We start from the raw sequence: 19,075 nt of genomic DNA, 5'->3' as shown, positions 1-19,075 counted from the left end.
AGGCGGACACTTTTTTTCACCTAGGCTGCCTTTTTACCCCACTGGTCGCGGGCGCTTGAGCAAAAAACGACCAAAAAGCCGGGCTTCGTCACAAGCGAAGTTCAAATTCTAGTCGTTGTATGTGGGGCTGAGCTGTTGAGTCGGCTGCTGTGGGTTATCGATAAGTTGAATTGACTTGTCAGCGCTTGGCAGCAAGTTGCCGTCATACGTGTTCTTAGGTGAACTTCTTCACGTAATGGAAAAGTGTTTGTAGCGACCCCAGGGGGTGGATGGTGGCACCTTGGGCGCACTGATAAGCTCGTCGCATTTTTACGGCCTCAAGGACGGCGTCATGGCAAAAATTCTCAAGTGGACAGTGCTGGGCGTTCTGGCGCTGGCTGTCCTGATCAAGGGTTCTTTGTGGCTCTCTGTGCGTTCCATCATGAATGAGGCGGTTACGAAGCTCTCGCCTGTGATGGACATCAGCTACGGCGGCATCACGTCGTCGTTCGATGGCCGTGTCGGTCTGGAGAACGTCATGATCCGCGTTCCTGCCCTGGGCGACAGCCTGCAGGTGCAGCACGCGCAACTGCGCTTCAACGGGCTTCGTGAGCTGCTGAGTTTCAAGGAGCGTCTGGAGGAGGGGAAGCTGCCCAAGCAGATGTCCGTCGAGCTCAAGGGGCTGCAACTGGCAGTCCATGGTCCGTTCATGCAGCAGTTGTATGATGCGCCGGCCGAGCGCAGCATCTTCACCGCGATGAGCGAGGTGGCCTGCGGCAAGGTGAGCCACATCGGGACCAACGAATTGCTGGACATGGGCTACCGGACGTTTGAAACCGATGCCCAGTTCTCTTACCAGTTGGAAGAGGGCGCCAAACGCCTGACCTTCAACCTCAAGACTGACACCCGCGACATGGGTGATATCCGTCTCAGTCTGTCCCTGATCAACATGCCGGACAATCCGGGCGACCTGCGGGTCAACCCGCCGCGCGTCTCCAGCGTGGTGTTCGAGCTGAACGACAACCAATACCAGCGCAAGGTGCAGGATTTCTGTGCCGGCAAGCTCGGTCAGTCGCGCGAAGCCTACCTCAAGACGGCGGTGGAGCAGTTCGACCGCAACCTGCGTGCCCAGCGTGTCGCGCTCGAGCCTGCTGTGCTGGCGGCCTACGGTCGTTATCTGAGCGATCCACAGGCCCTGCGCCTTGAGCTGAGCCCGAGCGAGGGCATGGCCTGGGAGGGCCTGGAGTTCTTTGAGCCAAAGGACGTGATCGGCATGCTGCGCCCGGTGTTGTTGGTCAACCAGGAGGCGGTGCAGCCAATCGGTTTCTCCTGGGTCGATATCACCAAACGGCCGGAAATGAAGGGCGACGAGAGGGTGTCTGCCGCAGTCGAAAAAGATGAAAATGCCGGTGCCTCGCCGCGCTACGAGTTCGTCCAAGTCTCCGATCTGGCGAGATACAAGGGTAAACGCCTGCAATTCATCACCTATGATGGCGCCTATTACCAGGGTGTATTACACAAGGTGGAGAACGGTAAGGCGTTCCTCAGTGTCCAGTTTGGGTCCGGTTCGGCTGAAATGTTCCTTCGGCTCGAAAAGATAGATAAGGTACGGGTGATGTTTTAAACCCACAGAGGAGTTGCGATGAGCGAGGCGCTGTCCATCCATCATGACCAGGCAGGTCACCAGTTCGAGACCACCGTGGATGGTCACCGTGCTTACCTGGCCTATATGGATCTCGGCAAGCAGACCCTGGATATCTACAGGACCTTCGTGCCGAACGCGCTGCGCGGGCGTGGCATTGCTGCGGCGCTGACCGAGAAGGCGCTGAACTTTGCCGAAGACCAGGGCTACACCGTGATTCCCTCGTGCTCCTATGTAGAGCGTTATATCGAGCGCCGCCAACGCCACGCTCCGAAGGAGTGAAGGCCGCTAGAACAAAAACGCCGGGCAAAGCCCGGCGTTTTTGTTCTAGCGGCAGCCCTTCAGGCGCGCTTGCGCTTGGGCAGCACGTCCTTGAGCTTGGCGTGCATGGAGCGCAGGGTCTTCTCGGTGGTATCCCAGTCGATGCAAGCGTCGGTGATGGAGACGCCGTACTGCAGCTGGTTGAGGTCCTTCGGGATGGATTGCGCACCCCAGCCCAGGTGGCTTTCCACCATCAGGCCGACGATGGAGTTGTTGCCCTCCAGTATCTGGTTGGCGACGTTGTCCATTACCAGTGGCTGCAGCGACGGGTCCTTGTTGGAGTTGGCGTGGCTGCAGTCGACCATGATGTTCGGCTTGATGCTGGCCTTGGTCAGGGCCTGTTCGCAGACGGCTACGCTGACCGAGTCATAGTTCGGCTTGCCGTTGCCGCCACGCAGCACCACGTGGCCATAGGCGTTGCCTTTGGTTGTGACGATGGAGACGCCGCCTTCCTGGTTGATACCGAGGAAGCGATGCGGGCTGGATACCGACTGCAGGGCGTTGATGGCTACCGTCAGGCTGCCGTCGGTGCCGTTCTTGAAGCCCACCGCCGAGGACAGGCCGGAGGCCATCTCGCGATGGGTCTGGGATTCGGTGGTGCGAGCGCCGATGGCCGACCAACTGATCAGGTCCTGCAGGTACTGCGGCGAGATCGGGTCCAGGGCCTCGGTAGCAGTCGGCAGGCCTTTTTCGGCCAGATCACGAAGGAGCTGGCGGCCGATGTGGAGGCCATCCTGGATCTTGAAGGAATCATCCAGGTAAGGATCGTTGATCAGGCCTTTCCAGCCGACGGTGGTGCGGGGCTTCTCGAAGTACACGCGCATGACCAGGAACAGCGTGTCGGAAACCTCGGCAGCCAGGCTTTTGAGGCGGTCAGCATATTCGTGGGCGGCCTTGATGTCGTGGATGGAGCAGGGCCCCACCACCACGAACAGGCGGTGGTCCTTGCCGTCGAGGATGTCGCGGACCACCTGGCGGCCGTGGGCGACGGTCTGCAGGGCAGCACCCGTCAGGGGGATTTCGCGTTTCAGTTGCGCCGGGGTGATCAGGGTCTCGTTGGAGGCAACGTTCAGGTCGTCGATCGGTAAATCAGCCATCGTGCTAGTCATTGGAGTTCAGTCGTCGGGTCACGGGTGCTTGACCGCCACCATCCCCCGAGCGGCGGAGCACGGCATTGAAGGCGTGGCAGGGACGCGGAACCTTAACGCTTTAGGCGGTGGCTAGACAATGGCGCCAAGGTTGCAATTGGGCGGAAGCAATCAGTTCAGGCTGGAAGCCGAGTACTCGATGGCGTGCTGGGCAATCCACTCCTCGGCGATCTGCTCGATGGGCTGCGGTTCGCCCGATTCCGCCTCGCGCTGCTTGCGGTAGGCCTCGATCTGGCAGACCTGTTCCACCATGCGGGCGCGGAACAGAGACTCCTCGTCGGTGAAGCAGATGCCGACGAGGTAGTCGTCCGGCTGCTTGCGGCACCACGCCACCACTCCTGGGCAACTGGCCTGCTCGCCCAGGAGTGGGATGCGCAGCTCGATTGCGGTGCCCTTGCGGAAGCCTCTTATGGAGTTGCACGCCACGCCGCCGAGGCTGATATTGTGCAGCCGCTGTCGCGGCAGGAAGTTGTGCTTGCGCAGAACCAGTTCGACCGGCAGGTCGCTGGGGTGACGTAGGAATCGGCGCATATGAGGACTCCTTTGTGCCAGTGGTCTGGCCCGGTTGGAGAATACGGCTTGCATGAGATCGAGTTGAGCGACTTCGACGCTGATCAGCGTCTGCTCAGTCTGCCCGGAGCCTCCTTGCTGATATTTACCAGCATAGGCTGTGCCAGTTGCCGTTGGGCGCGCCGCCATTTGCCGGGGCTCGACCTGGCCGTCGACCGGTTGTGCTGGATAGACGCTGCCGATAACGGTGGTTTGGTCCAGCGCTACGAGGTGTTCCACCTTCCCGCCCTGTTCCTGGTGCGGGATGGCCAATTTCTTGGCGCCCTGCACAGTACGCTGCGTGGCGCTGATCTGAACGAGAGCCTGGCCGTTGCCCATCAGCGCCAGGCAGAGGAGCTGCCTTGATGAGTGTGACCCCATCCCCCCGTATCGGCATCATCGGCACTGGCGCCATTGGGGGTTTCTACGGTCTGCTGCTTGCCCGCGCCGGATTCGATGTGCATTTCCTCTTGCGCAGTGAGTATGAAACCGTCAGCCGCCAGGGGCTGCGCTTGTCCAGTGTCGTTCACGGCGAGTTGGCGCTGCACCCGGTGAATGCATACCGGCATGCAGCGGCGATGCCCTCATGCGATTGGTTGCTGGTGGGGGCAAAGACCACCAGCAATGCCGAGCTGGCACCGCTGATCAGCCAGGTTGCCGTACCAGGTGCCAAGGTGGTGCTGTTGCAGAATGGCCTTGGGGTGGAGGAGACGTTGCGCCCCCTGCTGCCCGAGCACCTCAATCTGCTGGGCGGGCTCTGTTACATCTGCGCCCACCGCGAGGGTCCGGGTCATGTGGTGCATCAGTCTCTCGGTGCCGTGAACCTTGGCTACCACAGTGGCCCTGCTACCGAAGCTGCCGAGCGCATGGCGATTCTCGAGGAGGGAGTGGGTTTCTTCAGGGCCGTCGGGCTGGACTCTGCCGCCATGCCCAGTCTTGAGCAGGCGCGCTGGCAGAAGCTCGTGTGGAACGTTCCTTATAACGGACTTTCCGTTCTGCTCAATGCGGGGACCACCGCGCTGATGGCCAATCCGGACAGCCGCGCACTGATCCAGGCACTGATGCAGGAAGTGGTGGAGGGCGCCGTGGCCTGCGGGTATACCCTGCCGGAGGGCTTTGCCGGCAAGCTGCTGGCATCGACGGACCGCATGCCTGACTACCTGCCCAGCATGTATCACGACCACGTGCAGCAGCGGCCTCTTGAACTCGAGGCCATTTATGCGGCTCCTCTGGCCGCCGCAGGAGCAGCGGGGTGTGACCTGCCGCGAATCCGGGCGCTTTACCAGGCGCTGCGTTTCATCGATATGCGCAACCGTGAGAAGTGAGTGGCGAGGATGAGCGCGCTGAACGACAAGCTGGTGCTGGCGATTTCCTCCCGGGCGCTCTTCGACCTGGATGAGAGTCATCGCGTCTATGAGTCGGAAGGGATCGAAGCCTATCGCCAGTATCAGATCGAGCACGAGGACGAACTGCTGGAGCCGGGTGATGCCTTTCCCCTGGTACACAAGTTGCTGGCCCTCAATGAGCAGCTCGCCCAGGCGCGCGTGGAGGTGATCTTGGTCTCGCGCAACAGCGCGGACACCGGCCTGCGGGCGTTCAACTCGATCCAGAAGCACGGCCTGGCAATCTCTCGCGCAGCCTTTTCCGGTGGTCGCAGCCCCGGACCTTACCTGAAAGCGTTCGGCTGCCACCTGTTCCTCTCTACCCATGTGGAGGACGTCCGGGTGGCGTTGCAGGCGGGCTTCGCGGCGGCGACCATTCTCCCCGGCGCACCTCGCAGGGCGTCCAGCAGCGAGTTGCGCATCGCTTTCGATGGCGACGCTGTGCTGTTTGCCGATGACGCCGAACGTGTCTACCAGTCCGGCGGGCTGGCTGCATTCCAGGCCCATGAGCGTGAGGCAGCGTTGAGGCCGCTGGACGGTGGACCGTTCAAACCCTTCCTCTCGGCACTTAACCAGTTGCAGCGCGAATTGCCCGTGGATGGGTGCCCGATTCGAACCGCGTTGGTGACCGCGCGCTCTGCTCCGGCCCATGAGCGAGTGATCCGCACCCTGCGTGATTGGGATATTCGCCTGGACGAGTCGTTCTTCCTCGGGGGGCTCGAGAAGTCCGCTATTCTCGATGCCTTTGGCGCCGATGTATTCTTCGACGACCAGGCCGGCCATTGCGAGAAAGCCCGCGAAGTGGTCGCCACCGGGCATGTACCGCATGGCGTGAGCAACGAGCCGAAGATCTGACTAAGCTGATGCGAGGCCCGCCAAGCAGGCAGTAGGAGGCCTCATGATTCGCTCGATCCTCTATGCGACCGACCTCGGGTTGTATTCGCCTTATGTCCTTCAACACGCCCTTTCCCTTGCCAAGGCCCACAAGGCTGAACTCTACGTCGTACATGCAGTGGAGCCCCTCGGGCTGTTCGCCGAATCCGTCCTGCAGACGTACCTGGATGAGGCGCTGTTGAAGGAACTGCGTGCCCAGGGCCTGGGTACGGTGATGGCCAGCATCGAGCAGCGTGTACTCGAAGGCTTTCGCGACGAGATCGGTGATGCGGAGAACGAACTGAGCCTGATCAAGACCGTCCGGGTAGTGCAGGGGGACCCGCCACAGATGATTCTGGAAGAGGCTCAGAAACTTGGGGTCGATCTGCTGGTCGTAGGCAGTCACAGTCACGGTGCTGCGCTTGAAACGCCGCTGGGGCGCACGGCCTCCCGGCTGGTGCAGCTTTCCGAAGTGCCGGTCTATCTGGTGCCTATGCTCCAGCACCGTGGGCGGGGCGAGTTCTGAGACGCCGACGAAAGAGCGTGCAGGAAATAAAAAAACGTCTAGTTTTAAGCCTCAAACCATTAATATGGTTATAAAAGGTCACTGACCACTCACGCGTCGCCATCTGCTCCGAGGGACATCTATGAAGCTTCAGCAACTGCGCTACATCTGGGAGGTGGCGCACCACGACCTGAACGTGTCAGCCACCGCGCAGAGCCTCTATACCTCGCAGCCGGGCATCAGCAAGCAGATCCGCCTGCTCGAAGATGAGCTGGGGGTCGAGGTCTTCGCTCGTAGCGGCAAGCACCTGACCCGCGTGACGCCTGCCGGGGAACGAATCATCAACACGGCCGGCGAGATCCTTCGCAAGGTCGAAAGCATCAAGCAGATCGCTCAGGAGTTCTCAAACGAGAAGAAGGGCACCCTCTCCATCGCCACCACCCACACCCAGGCGCGCTATGCGTTGCCATCGGTGATCAGCAGTTTCATCCGCCAGTATCCCGACGTGTCCCTGCACATGCACCAGGGCACCCCGATGCAGATCGCCGAGATGGCCGCTGATGGGACCGTTGACTTCGCTATTGCCACCGAAGCGCTGGAGCTGTTCGGCGACTTGGTGATGATGCCCTGCTACCGCTGGAACCGTTGCGTGATCGTGCCCCAGGGGCACCCCCTGGCCAAGCTGCCGAAGCTCACCCTGGAAGCCTTGGCGGAGCACCCCATCGTCACCTATGTGTTCGGTTTCACCGGGCGCTCCAAGCTGGATGAGGCCTTCAGCCACCGTGGGCTCACACCGAAGGTGGTGTTCACTGCGGCTGATGCTGACGTGATCAAGACCTACGTGCGGTTGGGCCTTGGGGTCGGCATCGTGGCGAAGATGGCAGTCGATGCCAAGCTGGACAGCGACCTGGTGGTACTGGATGCCAGCGAACTGTTCGAGTCCAGCGTGACCAAGATCGGCTTTCGCCGCGGCACGTTCCTGCGGGGCTTCATGTGCGACTTCATCGAGAAGTTCGCCCCCCACCTGACCCGCGACATGCTCGCCAAGGCTGTGCAGTGCCACAACAAGGTGGAACTGGACGAGCTGTTCCAGGGCGTGCAGCTTCCCACCTACTGATTGCCTCCCTTCAACGAACACGCCCGGCAATCTCCGGGCGTGTTCGTTTCAGCCTGCCTCCAGAACCTCGTGGAGGAATTCGTGGAAGACGGTGTAGACCCGCTCGCGGCCGTCGTCCGTCCGCACCACGAAGAATGGCGCGCTGTCCACGCCGTAGAGTTGAGCCGCGATCCAGCCCGGGCCCGTAGGGTCACGCTCGTCCGCCACCAGGGTTCGGTCGATGCGCGACAGGCGGTTGCCCCGTTCCAGCAGTCGCATCACATCCTTGCACTTTGCACAGGCCGTTCCATCGGCCAGGACCTTGGTCACCAGTGTGATGCGCATCGTGTCACTCCCGGGCGATCAGGTTGCCCGCGTGCAGCCCGCACTCTTTCTGGGTGGCTTCCTCCCACCACCAGCGGCCTTCGCGTTCGTGCTGGTTGGGCAGCACGGGGCGGGTGCAGGGCTCGCAGCCGATGCTGATGAAGCCGCGCTCGTGCAGCGGGTTGTAAGGGACCTCCAGCATGCGGATATAGGCCCAGACCTCTTCGCTGCTCATCTGTGCCAGGGGGTTGAACTTGTAGAGAGGTTTATCCGGCGTGGAGAAGGCGCCGTCCACTTCCACGGCAGCCACCTTGCTGCGGGTGCCGGGGCTCTGGTCGCGGCGTTGGCCGGTGGCCCAGGCGCTGACGCCCGATAGCTTGCGTCGCAGCGGCTCGATCTTGCGGATGCCGCAGCACTCCTCGTGGCCGTCCTTGTAGAAGCTGAACAGACCCTTCTCACGGACGAAAGGCTCCAGCCTGGCAGCGTCGGGGGAGAGCACCTCGATGGCGATGTCGTAGTGCTCACGGACCTTGTCGATGAAACGATAGGTTTCCGGGTGCAGGCGGCCGGTATCCAAGCTGAATACCTTCACGTTCTTGTTCAGCTTCCAGGCCATGTCCACCAGCACCACGTCTTCGGCGCCGCTGAACGAGATCCACAGGTCGTCGCCGAACTGCTCGAAGGCGAACTTGAGGATTTCCTGGGGGGATTTGCTGGCGTAGGACGCAGCAATATCGGTGACGTCGAAGGGGTGGCTCATCAGGCGGACTTCCTACTGGCTGCGGCGCTACGCGCTCTGTGGCGGCGGATGGTAGCAAAAGCCATTTATGCGCCTAAATAACCATACGGAAGGTGGACTGCCTGTTTCGGATATAAGGCGTCGCGTTGCGTGCCCGGCGAGGGAAAGGCTAGAGTGCCGCCTCCTTTACAAGCCAATAACGGGGAAATGCTCGTGGAAATCGCCTGTCTCGACCTTGAAGGTGTGCTGGTTCCTGAAATCTGGATCGCCTTCGCCGAAAAAACCGGAATCGAAGCGCTCAAGGCCACCACCCGCGACATCCCCGACTACGACGTTCTGATGAAACAGCGCCTGCGCATCCTCGACGAGCACGGCCTGAAGCTGTCCGACATCCAGGAAGTGATCGCCACCCTCAAGCCGCTGGACGGCGCGGTGGAGTTCGTCGACTGGCTGCGTGAGCGCTTCCAGGTGGTCATCCTTTCAGACACCTTCTACGAGTTCTCCCAGCCGCTGATGCGCCAACTGGGCTTCCCGACCTTGCTGTGCCACCGCCTCATCACCGACGAGACCGACCGCGTCGTCGGCTACCAGCTGCGCCAGAAGGACCCGAAGCGTCAGTCCGTGATTGCCTTCAAGAGCCTCTATTACCGCGTGATCGCCGCCGGCGACTCGTACAACGACACCACCATGCTCAGCGAGGCCCATGCCGGTATCCTCTTCCACGCCCCGGACAACGTCATCCGCGAGTTCCCGCAGTTCCCGGCCGTGCACACCTACGAGGACCTCAAGCGCGAGTTCCTCAAGGCGTCCAACCGCCCGCTGAGCCTCTGAGCCCAGCCATGAAAAAGCCCGCGCAAGCGGGCTTTTCTGTCTCTGGCCCCTGGCCTACAGCGCTTCCAGGGTACGCAGCAGGACCTGAACCTTGGTGATCGACTCGCGGTACTCCGCCTCCCAGTCCGAGTCGGCCACGATGCCGCCGCCGCCCCAGCAGCTTGCCTGGCCGTCCTTCACCAGCAGGGTGCGGATGGCGATGGAGCTGTCCATCTCCCCCCGCACGTCCAGGTACAGCAGCGAGCCGCAGTAGATCGAGCGGCGTGTCGGCTCCAGCTCGTCGATGATCTCCATCGCGCGGATTTTCGGCGCTCCGGTGATGGAGCCGCCGGGGAAGCTGCCTGCCAGCAAGTCCAGCGCGTCCTTGCCCTCGGCCAGCTCGCCGCGAACAGCACTGACCAGGTGATGCACGTTGGGGTAGCTCTCCAGCGCGAACAGCTCCGGCACCCTCACGCTGCCGATGCGGCAGCTGCGCCCGAGGTCGTTGCGCAGGAGGTCGACGATCATCAGGTTCTCGGCGCGGTCCTTCGGGCTGCAGAGCAGGTCGTCGGCGTGCGCCTGATCCTCGTCCGGGGTCAGGCCGCGCGGGCGCGTGCCCTTGATCGGGCGGGTCTCCACCTGGCCTTGGCTCAGGCGGATGAAGCGCTCGGGGGACAGGCTGACGATCGCGCCGGCTTCCAGCGCCAGGTAGCCCGAGAAGGGCGTCGGACAGGCACCGCGCAATGACAGGTAGGCACCCCAGGGGTCGCCGTCGCAGGGGGCCTGGAAGCGTTGGGTGAAGTTCACCTGGTAGCAGTCCCCGGCACGAATGTAGGCCAGGATGCGTTCGATGCCCCGACGGTAATCCGCCTCGCTGATGCTGGCCGCGAACGGTGCCTTGAGGCGGAAGGCGCCCGCTGGCTGCGCTGTCGGCTCGCTCAGCAACTGGATCAGCCGAGTGCGCTCGTCATCGGCCACCGCGGGGTGGAAGACCAATTGGCTGGTGCGCCGCTCATGGTCGCTCACCAACGCCCAGGCATACAGGCCCAATCGGGCGTCAGGCAGCCCCAGGTCATCCCGAGCCTGTGCGGGAAGGCACTCCAGGCGGCGACCGAAGTCATAGGCGAAATAACCGATCAATCCGCCCGTGAATGGCAGCTCCACGCCGTCCGGCGCCTCGCAGCGCCCCAGTTGGTGCAGCGCCGCGCGGAGGCGGTCAGCGAAGTCGTTGGCCGATTCGTCGGTACCTGGCGCAAGTTCTGCCAATGGCCAGGCGCTGAATAGGTCATAGCGTCCACGGCTGGCGCCGGGTCGCCCTGCATCCAGCAGCACCGCCCCGGGTGCATGGCGGATGTGCGAGAAGCGCATTCCCGGATCTTCGTGATAGGGCAGGGGGTGTACGAGACAGTTGGGCATAGGACAAGGCAAGCAGGGCGACAGCGGATTCTAGGGAAACTCTGAAAAAGTTCCAATTTTGCCTCGCTGCCGTTTCGGGCAGTGCATGCTTGCCAGGGTGAAACGGACTTTTTCAAGACCGCCCCAGGTACGGCTGTAGAGTCGATGCTAGAGCGATTTCCCAAGTTTACGCAGGAAATGCATTCTGATAATTATGGACAGGTCCCGCGGGGGGAACCCCCCGTCCCACAATGATAAAGACACAGGGATACAGGCCGTGGATGCAGTTCTCGACCCCGCTGCCGGCAGTTTCTTGCGCTCGCAAACGATGACGCCCCGGGCGTCTGCCGGCTATTTGCCACGACCGCAGATCCAGGCGGCCATGGCGGCATACCCACAAGCTCGATTGCTGCTGTTCTCGGCTCCGGCCGGTTTCGGCAAGAGCACTGCCCTGGCCTCGCTTGCCGAACAACGTCGGCAGGCCAGCAGCGCCGTGGCCTGGCTTTCGCTGGGCAGTGAGGACGACGATCCCGCGCGTTTCTTCCTGAAGCTCAGCCATGCGCTGGACGAGGCCGTGCCCGGCCTGGCCGATCCTGCCCGCGCCTTCCTGCAGAACACCATGCAAGTGCCCGTCGCAGCGGTGCTGGAGAGCCTGCTGGTGGGGCTTTCCGCCCTCGACCAGCCGCTGCTGCTGGTGCTGGACGACCTGCACCTGGTCACCGATGCCGAAATTTTCAACGCCCTGAGTCGATTGGTGAAGCTGGCGCCACCGGGTTTCAGCCTGGCCATTGGCAGCCGCTCCCTGCCGCCGATGAACCTGGCCACCCTGCGGGCCAAGGGCTGGCTGCTGGAGGTGGGGCTGGACGAATTGCGCCTGACCGAGGACGAAACCCGCGCCTACCTTGAGCGCAGTGGCATCGTGTTGGACGACGCCACCCTGTCCGCACTGCACCAGCGCACCGAGGGCTGGATGATCGGCGTGCACCTGGCCAGCCTTTGGCTGCGCCACCAGCCCCAGGCCGCCGAGCAGGTGCAGACCCTGGGTGCCGACCAGGCCGCCGTGGGTGACTACCTGCTCACCTCCGTATTCGAACAACTGCCCGCCGACCTGCAGGAAGCCCTGCTGGCCCTGGGCATCGCCAGCCAGCTCAGTGGCGACCTGGCCAATGCCCTCACCGGGCGCAGCGATGGCCAGGCCCTGCTGGAGCGGCTGGAGACCATGCAGCTGTTCCTCCTGCCCCTGGATCGCGAGCGCCAGTGGTACCGTTTCCACCACCTGTTCGCCGACTTCCTCCGGGGCCGGTTGCGCGCCCGTGACCCGGACCGTTTCCAGCAGTTGCACTTCAACGCCAGCCTGTGGTTCACCAACCACCACATGCAGAACCTCGCCATCGAGCACGCCTGCCTGGCCGAGGACCCGGAGATGCTCGCGGCCCTGGTGGACGGTTGCGGCCTGGAACTGATCAACCGCGGCCAGCTCAACCAGATCTACTGCTGGCGCCAGCAGGTGCCGGACGACATCGCCGCGCGCTACCCCACCCTGGTACTGGCCGACGTGTGGAACCGCGCCACCGAACTGGCGCTGCCCGAAGCCAACCAGATGCTCGACGACCTGCTCGCCCGCTGGGGCGGGGAGGGCGGCCAGGCTCCCGTCAGTGACAAGTACCTGGCAGCGCTTGCGGTCAAGGCCGCCATCGCCTTGCAGAAAGACGACCTCGACCTGTGCGTGACCCTGGCACGCAAGGTCGAAGGCCACCTGGGGCAGAACGAAGCCTTCCTCGAAGTGGCCATGCTGGTCATCGGCGCCCTGGCGCTGTCGACCCTTGCCCAGCCCGACCACGCTCGCCGCTTGCTGGCCCTGGCCCAGCAGCGCAACCACTTCCTCGAAGGGCGCTACCTCGACATGCAACTGGGCAACGTCGAGGTGCTGCTCGCCCTGGAGCAGGGCCAGGTCAAACAGGCGCAGCTTCTCCACGAACAGATGCGCGCGCGCCTGGTGCCGCTGTTCGACGAACGCTCCCGCGCCCTGGCCTTGCTCGCCATCATCGAAGCGCTTATCGCCTACCACCAGGGCCGGCTGGACGGCCTGGAGGAGCGCCTGCGCTGGGCCCTCGGGCATGTCGACGTGATCAAACCGATCGATATCTACGCCCAGGGCATGCTGTTCCTCGCCCGCGTCCAGCGCATGCAGGACCGCTCCAAGGAGGCCCAGGCCACCCTGGTGCTGATGCAGAACCTCGCCGCCCGCAACCAGTCCTGGCGCTTCTACGCCCAGGCGGTGGCCGACGAGGTGACACTGATCCTCCAGGAGCCGGCCACCGACCGTATCAAGCGTGCCGAGCAGCGCCTCAAGGCCGTGGACTGGGACAAGCTCGCCGCCGACTACGTCCGTCGCGGCTTCAACCCGGTGCTCTGGACCCAGGGCCTGCTGCGGGTGCGCCTGCAGCAGGCGCGCGGGCACTACAGCGAGGCACTGCACGAGATCAACCAGTTGCGCGCCCAACTGCTGCCCGGCTGGCACGGCCTGCAGCGCTTGCGGCTCGACCTGCTGGCAGCGCTGAGCTACCAGCGCCTCGGCTACCAGGAGCGGGCCCACAGCCTGCTGGTGCAATGCCTGCTGAGTGCCGAGCGCGAAGGCATCCGCAGTCTGTTCGTCGAAGAGGGCGATGCCATCCGCCTGTTGCTGCAACAGTTGGAAGCGGCGGAGCGCCAGCCCTCCCTGCAGGGCTTCATCCGCGAATTGCTGGCCATCTGGCCGGGGCAGGACGTGCGCAAGGCCCAGGACGTGCTGGAGGAGGGGCTGACCGAGCGTGAGCGCGAGGTCGTGCTGCTGGCCGCCGAAGGGCTTTCCAACGAGGAGATCGGCCAGCAGCTCTCGCTGGCCCTGGGGACCGTCAAATGGCACCTGCACAACATCTACGAGAAGCTCAAAGTGCGCAATCGCACCCAGGCCATCCGTCGGGCCCGGGAGCTGGGGTTGTTGCCGTGAACAGCGTCAGCCAGCCGTTCCACCTGCTGCGCACCAAGCTCTACCCGCCGGAGGTCGGCGGTCAGCCGCGCCTGCCGCGCCAGGTGCTGATCGACCGCCTGTGGGAGGCACGTGAGCGCCGCGTGCTGGTGCTCAGCGCGCCGGCCGGCTTTGGCAAGAGCACCGTGCTCAGCCTGTTCCGTGAGGCGTTGCAGCGCGAGGGTGCACGGGTCGCCTGGCTCTCCTGTGACGAGTCGGACAGCGAGCCGCAGCGACTGCTGCAGTACCTGGTGGCGGCCGTCGAGGCGGTGATACCCGGTTTCGGCGCCAACACCGCCGGCCTGCTCTGCGGCGAGGTGAACTGGCCGGTGGAGGCCATCATCGATGCCTTCGTCAGTGACCTGCAGCGCCTGGAGGACGAGCTGTACCTGATGCTCGACGACTTCCACCGCATTCGCCACGCCAGCCTGGAACAGGGCGCTCGCCACCTGGTGGAACGTCTGCCCCGCAACGTGCACCTGATCAGCAGCACCCGCTTCACCCCGCGCAGCCTTTTCGTCGAGAACGAGGCCTTCATGCTCCAGGCCGAGGACCTGCGCCTGTCCCTGGAGGAGACCGAAGTCTACTTCCGCGACGTGCGCCCGCTGGAGCTGAGCCGCAGCGAACTCAAGCAACTGCACGCGCGCACCGAGGGGTGGATCACCGCGCTGCATCTGGCCAGTCTGGCGCTGGCGCGGTATCCGGATCGCGCGGCCTTCCTCGCCAGCCTCAGCGGCACCGAGCGCAACATCGCTGACTACCTGGCCGAGGACGTGGTCAACAGCCTGCCGGTGACCTTGCAGCAGTTCCTCGATCAGACCTCGGTGCTGGACGAGTTCTGCGCCGACCTGTGCAACGCTCTGACCGGCCGGCGCGACGGCCTGGACATGCTGATGCGCCTGCAGCGCGAGCAGCTCTTCGTCATCGCCCTGGACGAGCAGGGCGAGTGGTTCCGCTACCATCACCTGTTCGCCGAGTTCCTCCAGGGGCGCCTGGCGCGACACGGCGACAGCGCGACCCTGCTGCACGCCGCTGCCCGCTGGTGCGAGAGCCATGACCTGCCCGACCGGGCCATCAAGTACGCCCTGAGGGGCCGGGATTTCGCCTTTGCTGCCGAGTTGCTGGAGCGCCAGGGGGCACGGCTCATCGCCGGCAACCGGGTCTACGGCATCCTCTCCATGCTCAAGGACGTGCCGGCGGAGGTGATCCGCGAGCACCCGGTGTTCCAGATCTTCTACGCCTGGCAACTGGCCTTCGAGCAGAAGTTCGCCGAGTCCGAGGCCCTTATCGAAGAAGTGAGCACGCGCCTGCTGCAAGGGCGTGGCAAGGTCATCCACTTCGGCCTCGGCGAGCTGCTGGCCGCGTCCCAGGTGCTCAAGGCCCTGGTGCTGCTCTACCAGGACAAGCTGGAAGCCTGCCTCAAGGTGGCCCGCCAGTGGCTGGCCATGGTGCCGGACAACCAGCCGGTGTTCCGCGCCAGCCTCGCCTGCGTGCAGGCGGCGGCCTATGCACTGCTGGGGGAATTCGGTGATGCCGCCGGCTCCATTGCCGCGGCGCGGGAGTGCCTGCGCATGGTGGACAGCGAGTACCTGCACGTCATGACCAGCCTGATCGAATCGCTGATCTGCAAGGAGAGTGGCGAGCTGGAGCGTGGGCGCTCCATCGCCGAAGTCGCCCGGGGCCGTGTCGAGCGCGTGTTCGGCCGCCGTAGCCGGGTCGGCGGGCCGCTGGTGCTGGCCTATGCCGACCTGCTCTACGAACAGGACCGCCACGCCGCCGTGCTGGCCGAACTACCCCTGGCCACCACCTGGCGTGACGTGGCCACGCCGGTGGAACTGATCAGTCGTGGCCAACTGGTGATGGCGCGAGCAAGGTTCTTCGCCGGCGAATCCGAGCTGGCTCTCAATCAACTGGACGACTGGCTCTCCGGGCTCCAGGGTCCTGGCTACGAGCGGGTCTTCGCCCATGGCATGAGCTGCAAGGTGCAGTTCCTGCTCTGGCTGCGCCGGCCCAACGAGGCAGAGCGGGTGTGCCTGCAGTTGGAGCGCCACCTGGCACCTTTGTCCCAGGCGCGTTATGCCGACGCCCATACGGTGCTGGCCCTCTCCCAGGCCCGGCTCGCCCTCAGTGAGCGTCGGCCGGAAAAGGCCCAGTCCGTGCTGGAGGCCTGTCTGGCGCGGCAGGGCGCGGAACACCAGCGTGACCGCCGCCTGCGCCTGTCGCTGTTACTTTCCGTGGCGTACTGGCGCAAGGGTAACAGCGACAAGGCATTCGCCCTGTTCCAGCCGGTGCTGGAGGAGGCCTGGAACCGCGGCTACCGCCGTCTGTTCCAGGACGACGCGCTCTGGTTGCTGCCGTTGTGGGAGGCCTGGCGTGCTGCCGATCCCAAGCGCGCCGGGGTCTGGCAGGGTTTGGCCGATAACCTGAGCGAGCAGTGCCGTCGCCTCAACGTCGATCCGGAGACCTTCGACGACAACCAGGACATCAGCCACCGGGAGCGGGAGATCCTCCGTTTCGTGGCGGCCGGCTTGTCCAACCGTGACATCGCCCAGGCGGTTCACCTCTCAGAAGCCACCATCAAGTGGCATCTGCACAACCTGTTCGCCAAGTTGGGTGTGCGCAGCCGCACTCAGGCGGTGCTCAAGGGCAAGAGCCTGGGCCTGCTCAGTGAGGCCTGATGTGATTAATGCGGTAGGACTCGCCATGCTCCATCCCTTGGATGGGCTGGCAGCCGAGCAGGCGCTCGGTAACGTGGAATCAGGTCGGGGCGCCCTGCGTGCTCCGAGTCCGAAGCGGGAGCGCATAGGGAAGCAGCGCCTGCAACGGAGGTCGGCCAGGCCGATCCAACTGTCGCCGATGAGGAGGTAGGCGGCAGGCCCCCGGGGCAACCCACCTGTGAGAATCTTGGAGATAAAAACAATGAAAAGCTTCAAACAACTGGCTCTCGCCGCTGCTGTGCTCGCTGCTCCGTTCATGGCCCAGGCTGATTTGAAAGCCATGGATGACTCAGCCCTTTCGGGCGTCACCGGTCAGGATGGGATCAGCATCTCCGGTAACTTCAACGGCACCATCGGCAGCGTCGTCTACACCGACAAGGAAGGCTCCGCTTCCGGCAGCCTGCGCCTGGACACCATCGCCTTCACCGGTTTCAACATCTCCGACAGCGCCCCGATCCTGGTCGACGTGATCGACGGCGGTGCCAGCGGCAACGACAAGCTGCAGATTACCCTGCCGACCATCACCGGTCAGCTCAGCGTCGGCGCCATCCGCATGGGTGATGCCACCGCTGCCAGCATCGGCTCCCTGGCCGTCAACGACATGAACCTGGCCGGCACCACCATCAAGGTCTGGGGTCACTGATCCGCGCGTTCGACCTGTAGTCCGGAAGGTCCCGCCGAGCCCCGTCGGCGGGACCTTCCTCATCGCAAGTCCTGATTCGGAACGGCAATGATCGAGATACTGGTTGGCAGCCTGTTGGGCCTGTTCGGCTTCACCCAGGCCGTGGACACCAAGCCGCAGCCCCAGGGTTCCGTGAACCTGACGCAGTCGCTCGCGCCCAACGGCCCTTACCGGGAGACCGTGAACATCGAGCCGATGAGTCAGTTGCAGTTCCGCAATGTGATCCGCCAGGCCTACGACTACAGCTGTGGCTCAGCCGCATTGACCAGCCTGCTGGACTACTACTTGGGGCGTAACCTGCAGGAACGCCAGGTGATGGAAGGGCTGCTGCGCTATGGCGAGGCGGACAAGATCGTCGAGCGGCGTGGCTTCTCCCTGCTGGACATGAAGCGCTTCGTCACCGCCCTGGGCTACAAGAGCGGCGGTTTTCGCGCTGAATTCGAGGACCTCGACAAGCTGGAGCACCCGGCGCTGGTCCCGATCCACTACGGCGGCTTCAAGCATTTCGTGGTGGTGCGCGATGTCTACAACGATCACGTGTTCGTCGCTGACCCTGCCCTGGGGAACATCAGCTTCACCCGCACCCGATTCGAAGAGGTGTGGGACCAGAACGTGCTGTTCGTGATCTACCCGACCGGTGCGGAACCGCGTAACGCGATGGCCCTGACCGAGCGCGACCTGCGCCTGGTGGATGACAGGACCATCAGCCTCCTGGCGTTCCAGCAGTTTCCGCAGATCACCAAGTTCACCGAAAACCAGTTGGATGAGTTGGGCTCGGGAGGCGATATCCGTTACTACCGACGCAAGTGAGCGTGCCGTCGGCAGGCCATCCCGGCCAGTAAAAAGAAGAACCCGCATAAGTTAGAAAAATAACCAGGGGACCGTGCCATGGGAGTGAGGGGTTACGCATGGCTGGCCATGCTGGCGCTGGGCGCCTGCGGGCCGCTGTGGGCCGAGGAGAACTCGGTGGACGAGGCGCGTGAGGCGCTGAGCAAAAAGGACGGTGACGCCGACAGCGCCAAGGCGCTGGAGCAGGTGTTCCAGGCATCGGAGAAGAGCTACACGCTGCTGAAGAAGGGTGAGCGCACGCTCACCTACGGCTTCGACTACTCGCTGACCCGTGATGTGCAGATCGAGCAGGTGCGCACCGGGAGCAACGTGTACAGCGTGATCCCGCGCAGCGAGGCCCAGCACACCTTCACCAACTCCTTCACCTTCGACTACGGCGTCTGGGACAACCTCACCTTCAGCGTGCGGCTGCCCTTCATCGCCAAGTACGACACCGAGCGCGACCTGAATGTCTACAGCCTGGGCGATGTGTCCGCCAGCCTGCGCTGGCAGCCCTGGTCGGCCACCCGCGGCAAGCCGGTCACCACGCTGTTCGCCACCTTCGGCCTGCCTACCGGCCAGAGCCCCTACGACATCAACCGCGAGTCGGACCTCTCCACCGGCAACGGCTACTACAGCCTGGGCGTGGGGGCCAACACCTCCTACGTGATCGACCCGGTCGTGCTGTTCGGCTCGGTCGGTTACACCTACAACATGCCGGTGCACAACATCCACCAGAACGTTGGCGGACGTGAGCTGGTGGACGTGGACCCGGGCGGCACCCTGTCCATGAGCATGGGGTTCGCCTACGCGCTGTCCTATGACGTCTCCCTGGCCACCTCCTACCAGATGGCCTACAACACGCGCCCCACCTACACCTTCTCCGACGGCAACAAGGCCGAAGGCAGCGAACAGACCAGCGCGATCATGAACTTCTCGCTCGGCCTGCGAACCTCGCCGGACTACATCGTCAACGTCAACGCCGGCTTCGGCATGACCGAGGACTCCCCGGACGTGATGCTCGGGTTCTCCGTTCCCCTGGACATCAAAGGCCTGAAGGCCCAGTAACCGGCGAGGC

General features: G+C 63.8%; 18 protein-coding genes. 13 read left to right on the top strand and 5 right to left on the bottom strand.

From position 1 onward, the window contains the following. Positions 1 to 331: 331 nt before the first annotated feature. Together A9G05_RS16475 and A9G05_RS16470 are read left to right on the top strand one after the other, a co-directional pair. Positions 332 to 1,603: a hypothetical protein gene (locus A9G05_RS16475; RefSeq protein ID WP_069562003.1), complete on the top strand. Its 1,272-nt coding sequence runs from the start codon at positions 332 to 334 to the stop codon at positions 1,601 to 1,603. 18 nt (positions 1,604 to 1,621) lie between these two features. Further along, on the top strand, positions 1,622 to 1,903 hold the full coding sequence (locus A9G05_RS16470) for a GNAT family N-acetyltransferase (RefSeq protein WP_069562002.1): 282 nt from the start codon (positions 1,622 to 1,624) through the stop codon (positions 1,901 to 1,903). A 59-nt stretch (positions 1,904 to 1,962) separates the two neighbouring features. Here the strand turns inward: A9G05_RS16470 and A9G05_RS16465 are convergent, their stop codons facing one another. Beyond that, positions 1,963 to 3,039, bottom strand: coding sequence for a 3-deoxy-7-phosphoheptulonate synthase (locus A9G05_RS16465; protein WP_069562001.1), 1,077 nt, complete (start codon positions 3,037 to 3,039; stop codon positions 1,963 to 1,965). A gap of 162 nt (positions 3,040 to 3,201) precedes the next feature. Then, entirely contained in the window at positions 3,202 to 3,621 is a 420-nt protein-coding gene (locus A9G05_RS16460; RefSeq protein WP_069562000.1) for a PilZ domain-containing protein, read from the bottom strand. Between A9G05_RS16460 and A9G05_RS16455 the strand changes: the two genes are divergently transcribed. The 5 genes from A9G05_RS16455 (at position 3,622) to cysB (ending at position 7,516) form a co-directional block, all read left to right on the top strand. Continuing rightward, on the top strand, positions 3,622 to 4,005 hold the full coding sequence (locus A9G05_RS16455; RefSeq protein ID WP_069561999.1) for a thioredoxin: 384 nt from the start codon (positions 3,622 to 3,624) through the stop codon (positions 4,003 to 4,005). Further along, a complete protein-coding gene (locus A9G05_RS16450) occupies positions 4,005 to 4,964 on the top strand; it encodes a putative 2-dehydropantoate 2-reductase (RefSeq protein WP_069561998.1) in 960 nt (319 codons plus the stop codon). Before A9G05_RS16455 ends, A9G05_RS16450 begins: the two co-directional genes overlap by 1 nt. A 9-nt stretch (positions 4,965 to 4,973) precedes the next feature. Next, the gene (locus A9G05_RS16445; protein WP_069561997.1) at positions 4,974 to 5,876 is read left to right on the top strand and encodes a 5'-nucleotidase; all 903 of its coding nucleotides are present in this window, start codon (positions 4,974 to 4,976) and stop codon (positions 5,874 to 5,876) included. 43 nt (positions 5,877 to 5,919) lie between these two features. Continuing rightward, positions 5,920 to 6,420, top strand: a complete 501-nt coding sequence (locus A9G05_RS16440) for a universal stress protein (protein ID WP_069561996.1) — start codon at positions 5,920 to 5,922, stop codon at positions 6,418 to 6,420. A 121-nt stretch (positions 6,421 to 6,541) separates the two neighbouring features. After that, on the top strand, positions 6,542 to 7,516 hold the full coding sequence (gene cysB / locus A9G05_RS16435) for an HTH-type transcriptional regulator CysB (protein WP_069561995.1): 975 nt from the start codon (positions 6,542 to 6,544) through the stop codon (positions 7,514 to 7,516). A 48-nt stretch (positions 7,517 to 7,564) separates the two neighbouring features. Here the strand turns inward: cysB and A9G05_RS16430 are convergent, their stop codons facing one another. Further along, on the bottom strand, positions 7,565 to 7,840 hold the full coding sequence (locus A9G05_RS16430) for a hypothetical protein (protein WP_069561994.1): 276 nt from the start codon (positions 7,838 to 7,840) through the stop codon (positions 7,565 to 7,567). A gap of 4 nt (positions 7,841 to 7,844) precedes the next feature. Then, complete coding sequence (locus tag A9G05_RS16425; RefSeq protein ID WP_069561993.1) at positions 7,845 to 8,579, bottom strand: phosphoadenylyl-sulfate reductase; 735 nt, start codon at positions 8,577 to 8,579, stop codon at positions 7,845 to 7,847. Positions 8,580 to 8,771: 192 nt separating this feature from the next. Between A9G05_RS16425 and thrH the strand changes: the two genes are divergently transcribed. Next, a complete protein-coding gene (gene thrH, locus A9G05_RS16420) occupies positions 8,772 to 9,389 on the top strand; it encodes a bifunctional phosphoserine phosphatase/homoserine phosphotransferase ThrH (RefSeq protein WP_069562036.1) in 618 nt (205 codons plus the stop codon). A gap of 54 nt (positions 9,390 to 9,443) precedes the next feature. Here thrH and pabB read toward each other — a convergent pair whose 3' ends face one another. Next, the gene (gene pabB, locus A9G05_RS16415; RefSeq protein WP_069561992.1) at positions 9,444 to 10,784 is read right to left on the bottom strand and encodes an aminodeoxychorismate synthase component I; all 1,341 of its coding nucleotides are present in this window, start codon (positions 10,782 to 10,784) and stop codon (positions 9,444 to 9,446) included. 256 nt (positions 10,785 to 11,040) lie between these two features. Here pabB and A9G05_RS16410 point away from each other — a divergent pair, with 256 nt between their 5' ends. The 5 genes from A9G05_RS16410 (at position 11,041) to A9G05_RS16390 (ending at position 19,065) form a co-directional block, all read left to right on the top strand. Next, positions 11,041 to 13,752 carry a LuxR C-terminal-related transcriptional regulator gene (locus tag A9G05_RS16410; protein ID WP_256548437.1) on the top strand — a complete coding sequence of 904 codons (2,712 nt, stop codon included), beginning with the start codon at positions 11,041 to 11,043 and terminating at the stop codon, positions 13,750 to 13,752. Beyond that, positions 13,749 to 16,448: a LuxR C-terminal-related transcriptional regulator gene (locus tag A9G05_RS16405; RefSeq protein ID WP_069561991.1), complete on the top strand. Its 2,700-nt coding sequence runs from the start codon at positions 13,749 to 13,751 to the stop codon at positions 16,446 to 16,448. The genes A9G05_RS16410 and A9G05_RS16405 overlap by 4 nt, the downstream gene beginning before the upstream one ends. Positions 16,449 to 16,689: 241 nt before the next feature. Then, entirely contained in the window at positions 16,690 to 17,130 is a 441-nt protein-coding gene (locus A9G05_RS16400) for a DUF6160 family protein (RefSeq protein WP_069561990.1), read from the top strand. 87 nt (positions 17,131 to 17,217) lie between these two features. Then, positions 17,218 to 17,979, top strand: a complete 762-nt coding sequence (locus tag A9G05_RS16395; RefSeq protein ID WP_069561989.1) for a C39 family peptidase — start codon at positions 17,218 to 17,220, stop codon at positions 17,977 to 17,979. A gap of 78 nt (positions 17,980 to 18,057) precedes the next feature. After that, the gene (locus tag A9G05_RS16390; RefSeq protein WP_069561988.1) at positions 18,058 to 19,065 is read left to right on the top strand and encodes a flagellar protein FilC; all 1,008 of its coding nucleotides are present in this window, start codon (positions 18,058 to 18,060) and stop codon (positions 19,063 to 19,065) included. Positions 19,066 to 19,075 lie beyond the last annotated feature (10 nt).

The organism is Pseudomonas sp. ENNP23 (genome assembly GCF_001728945.1).
Lineage (GTDB): Bacteria > Pseudomonadota > Gammaproteobacteria > Pseudomonadales > Pseudomonadaceae > Metapseudomonas > Metapseudomonas otitidis.
The sequence above is the reverse complement of the archived record's forward strand: the minus strand, read 5'-3'. Positions and strand labels throughout refer to the sequence as shown.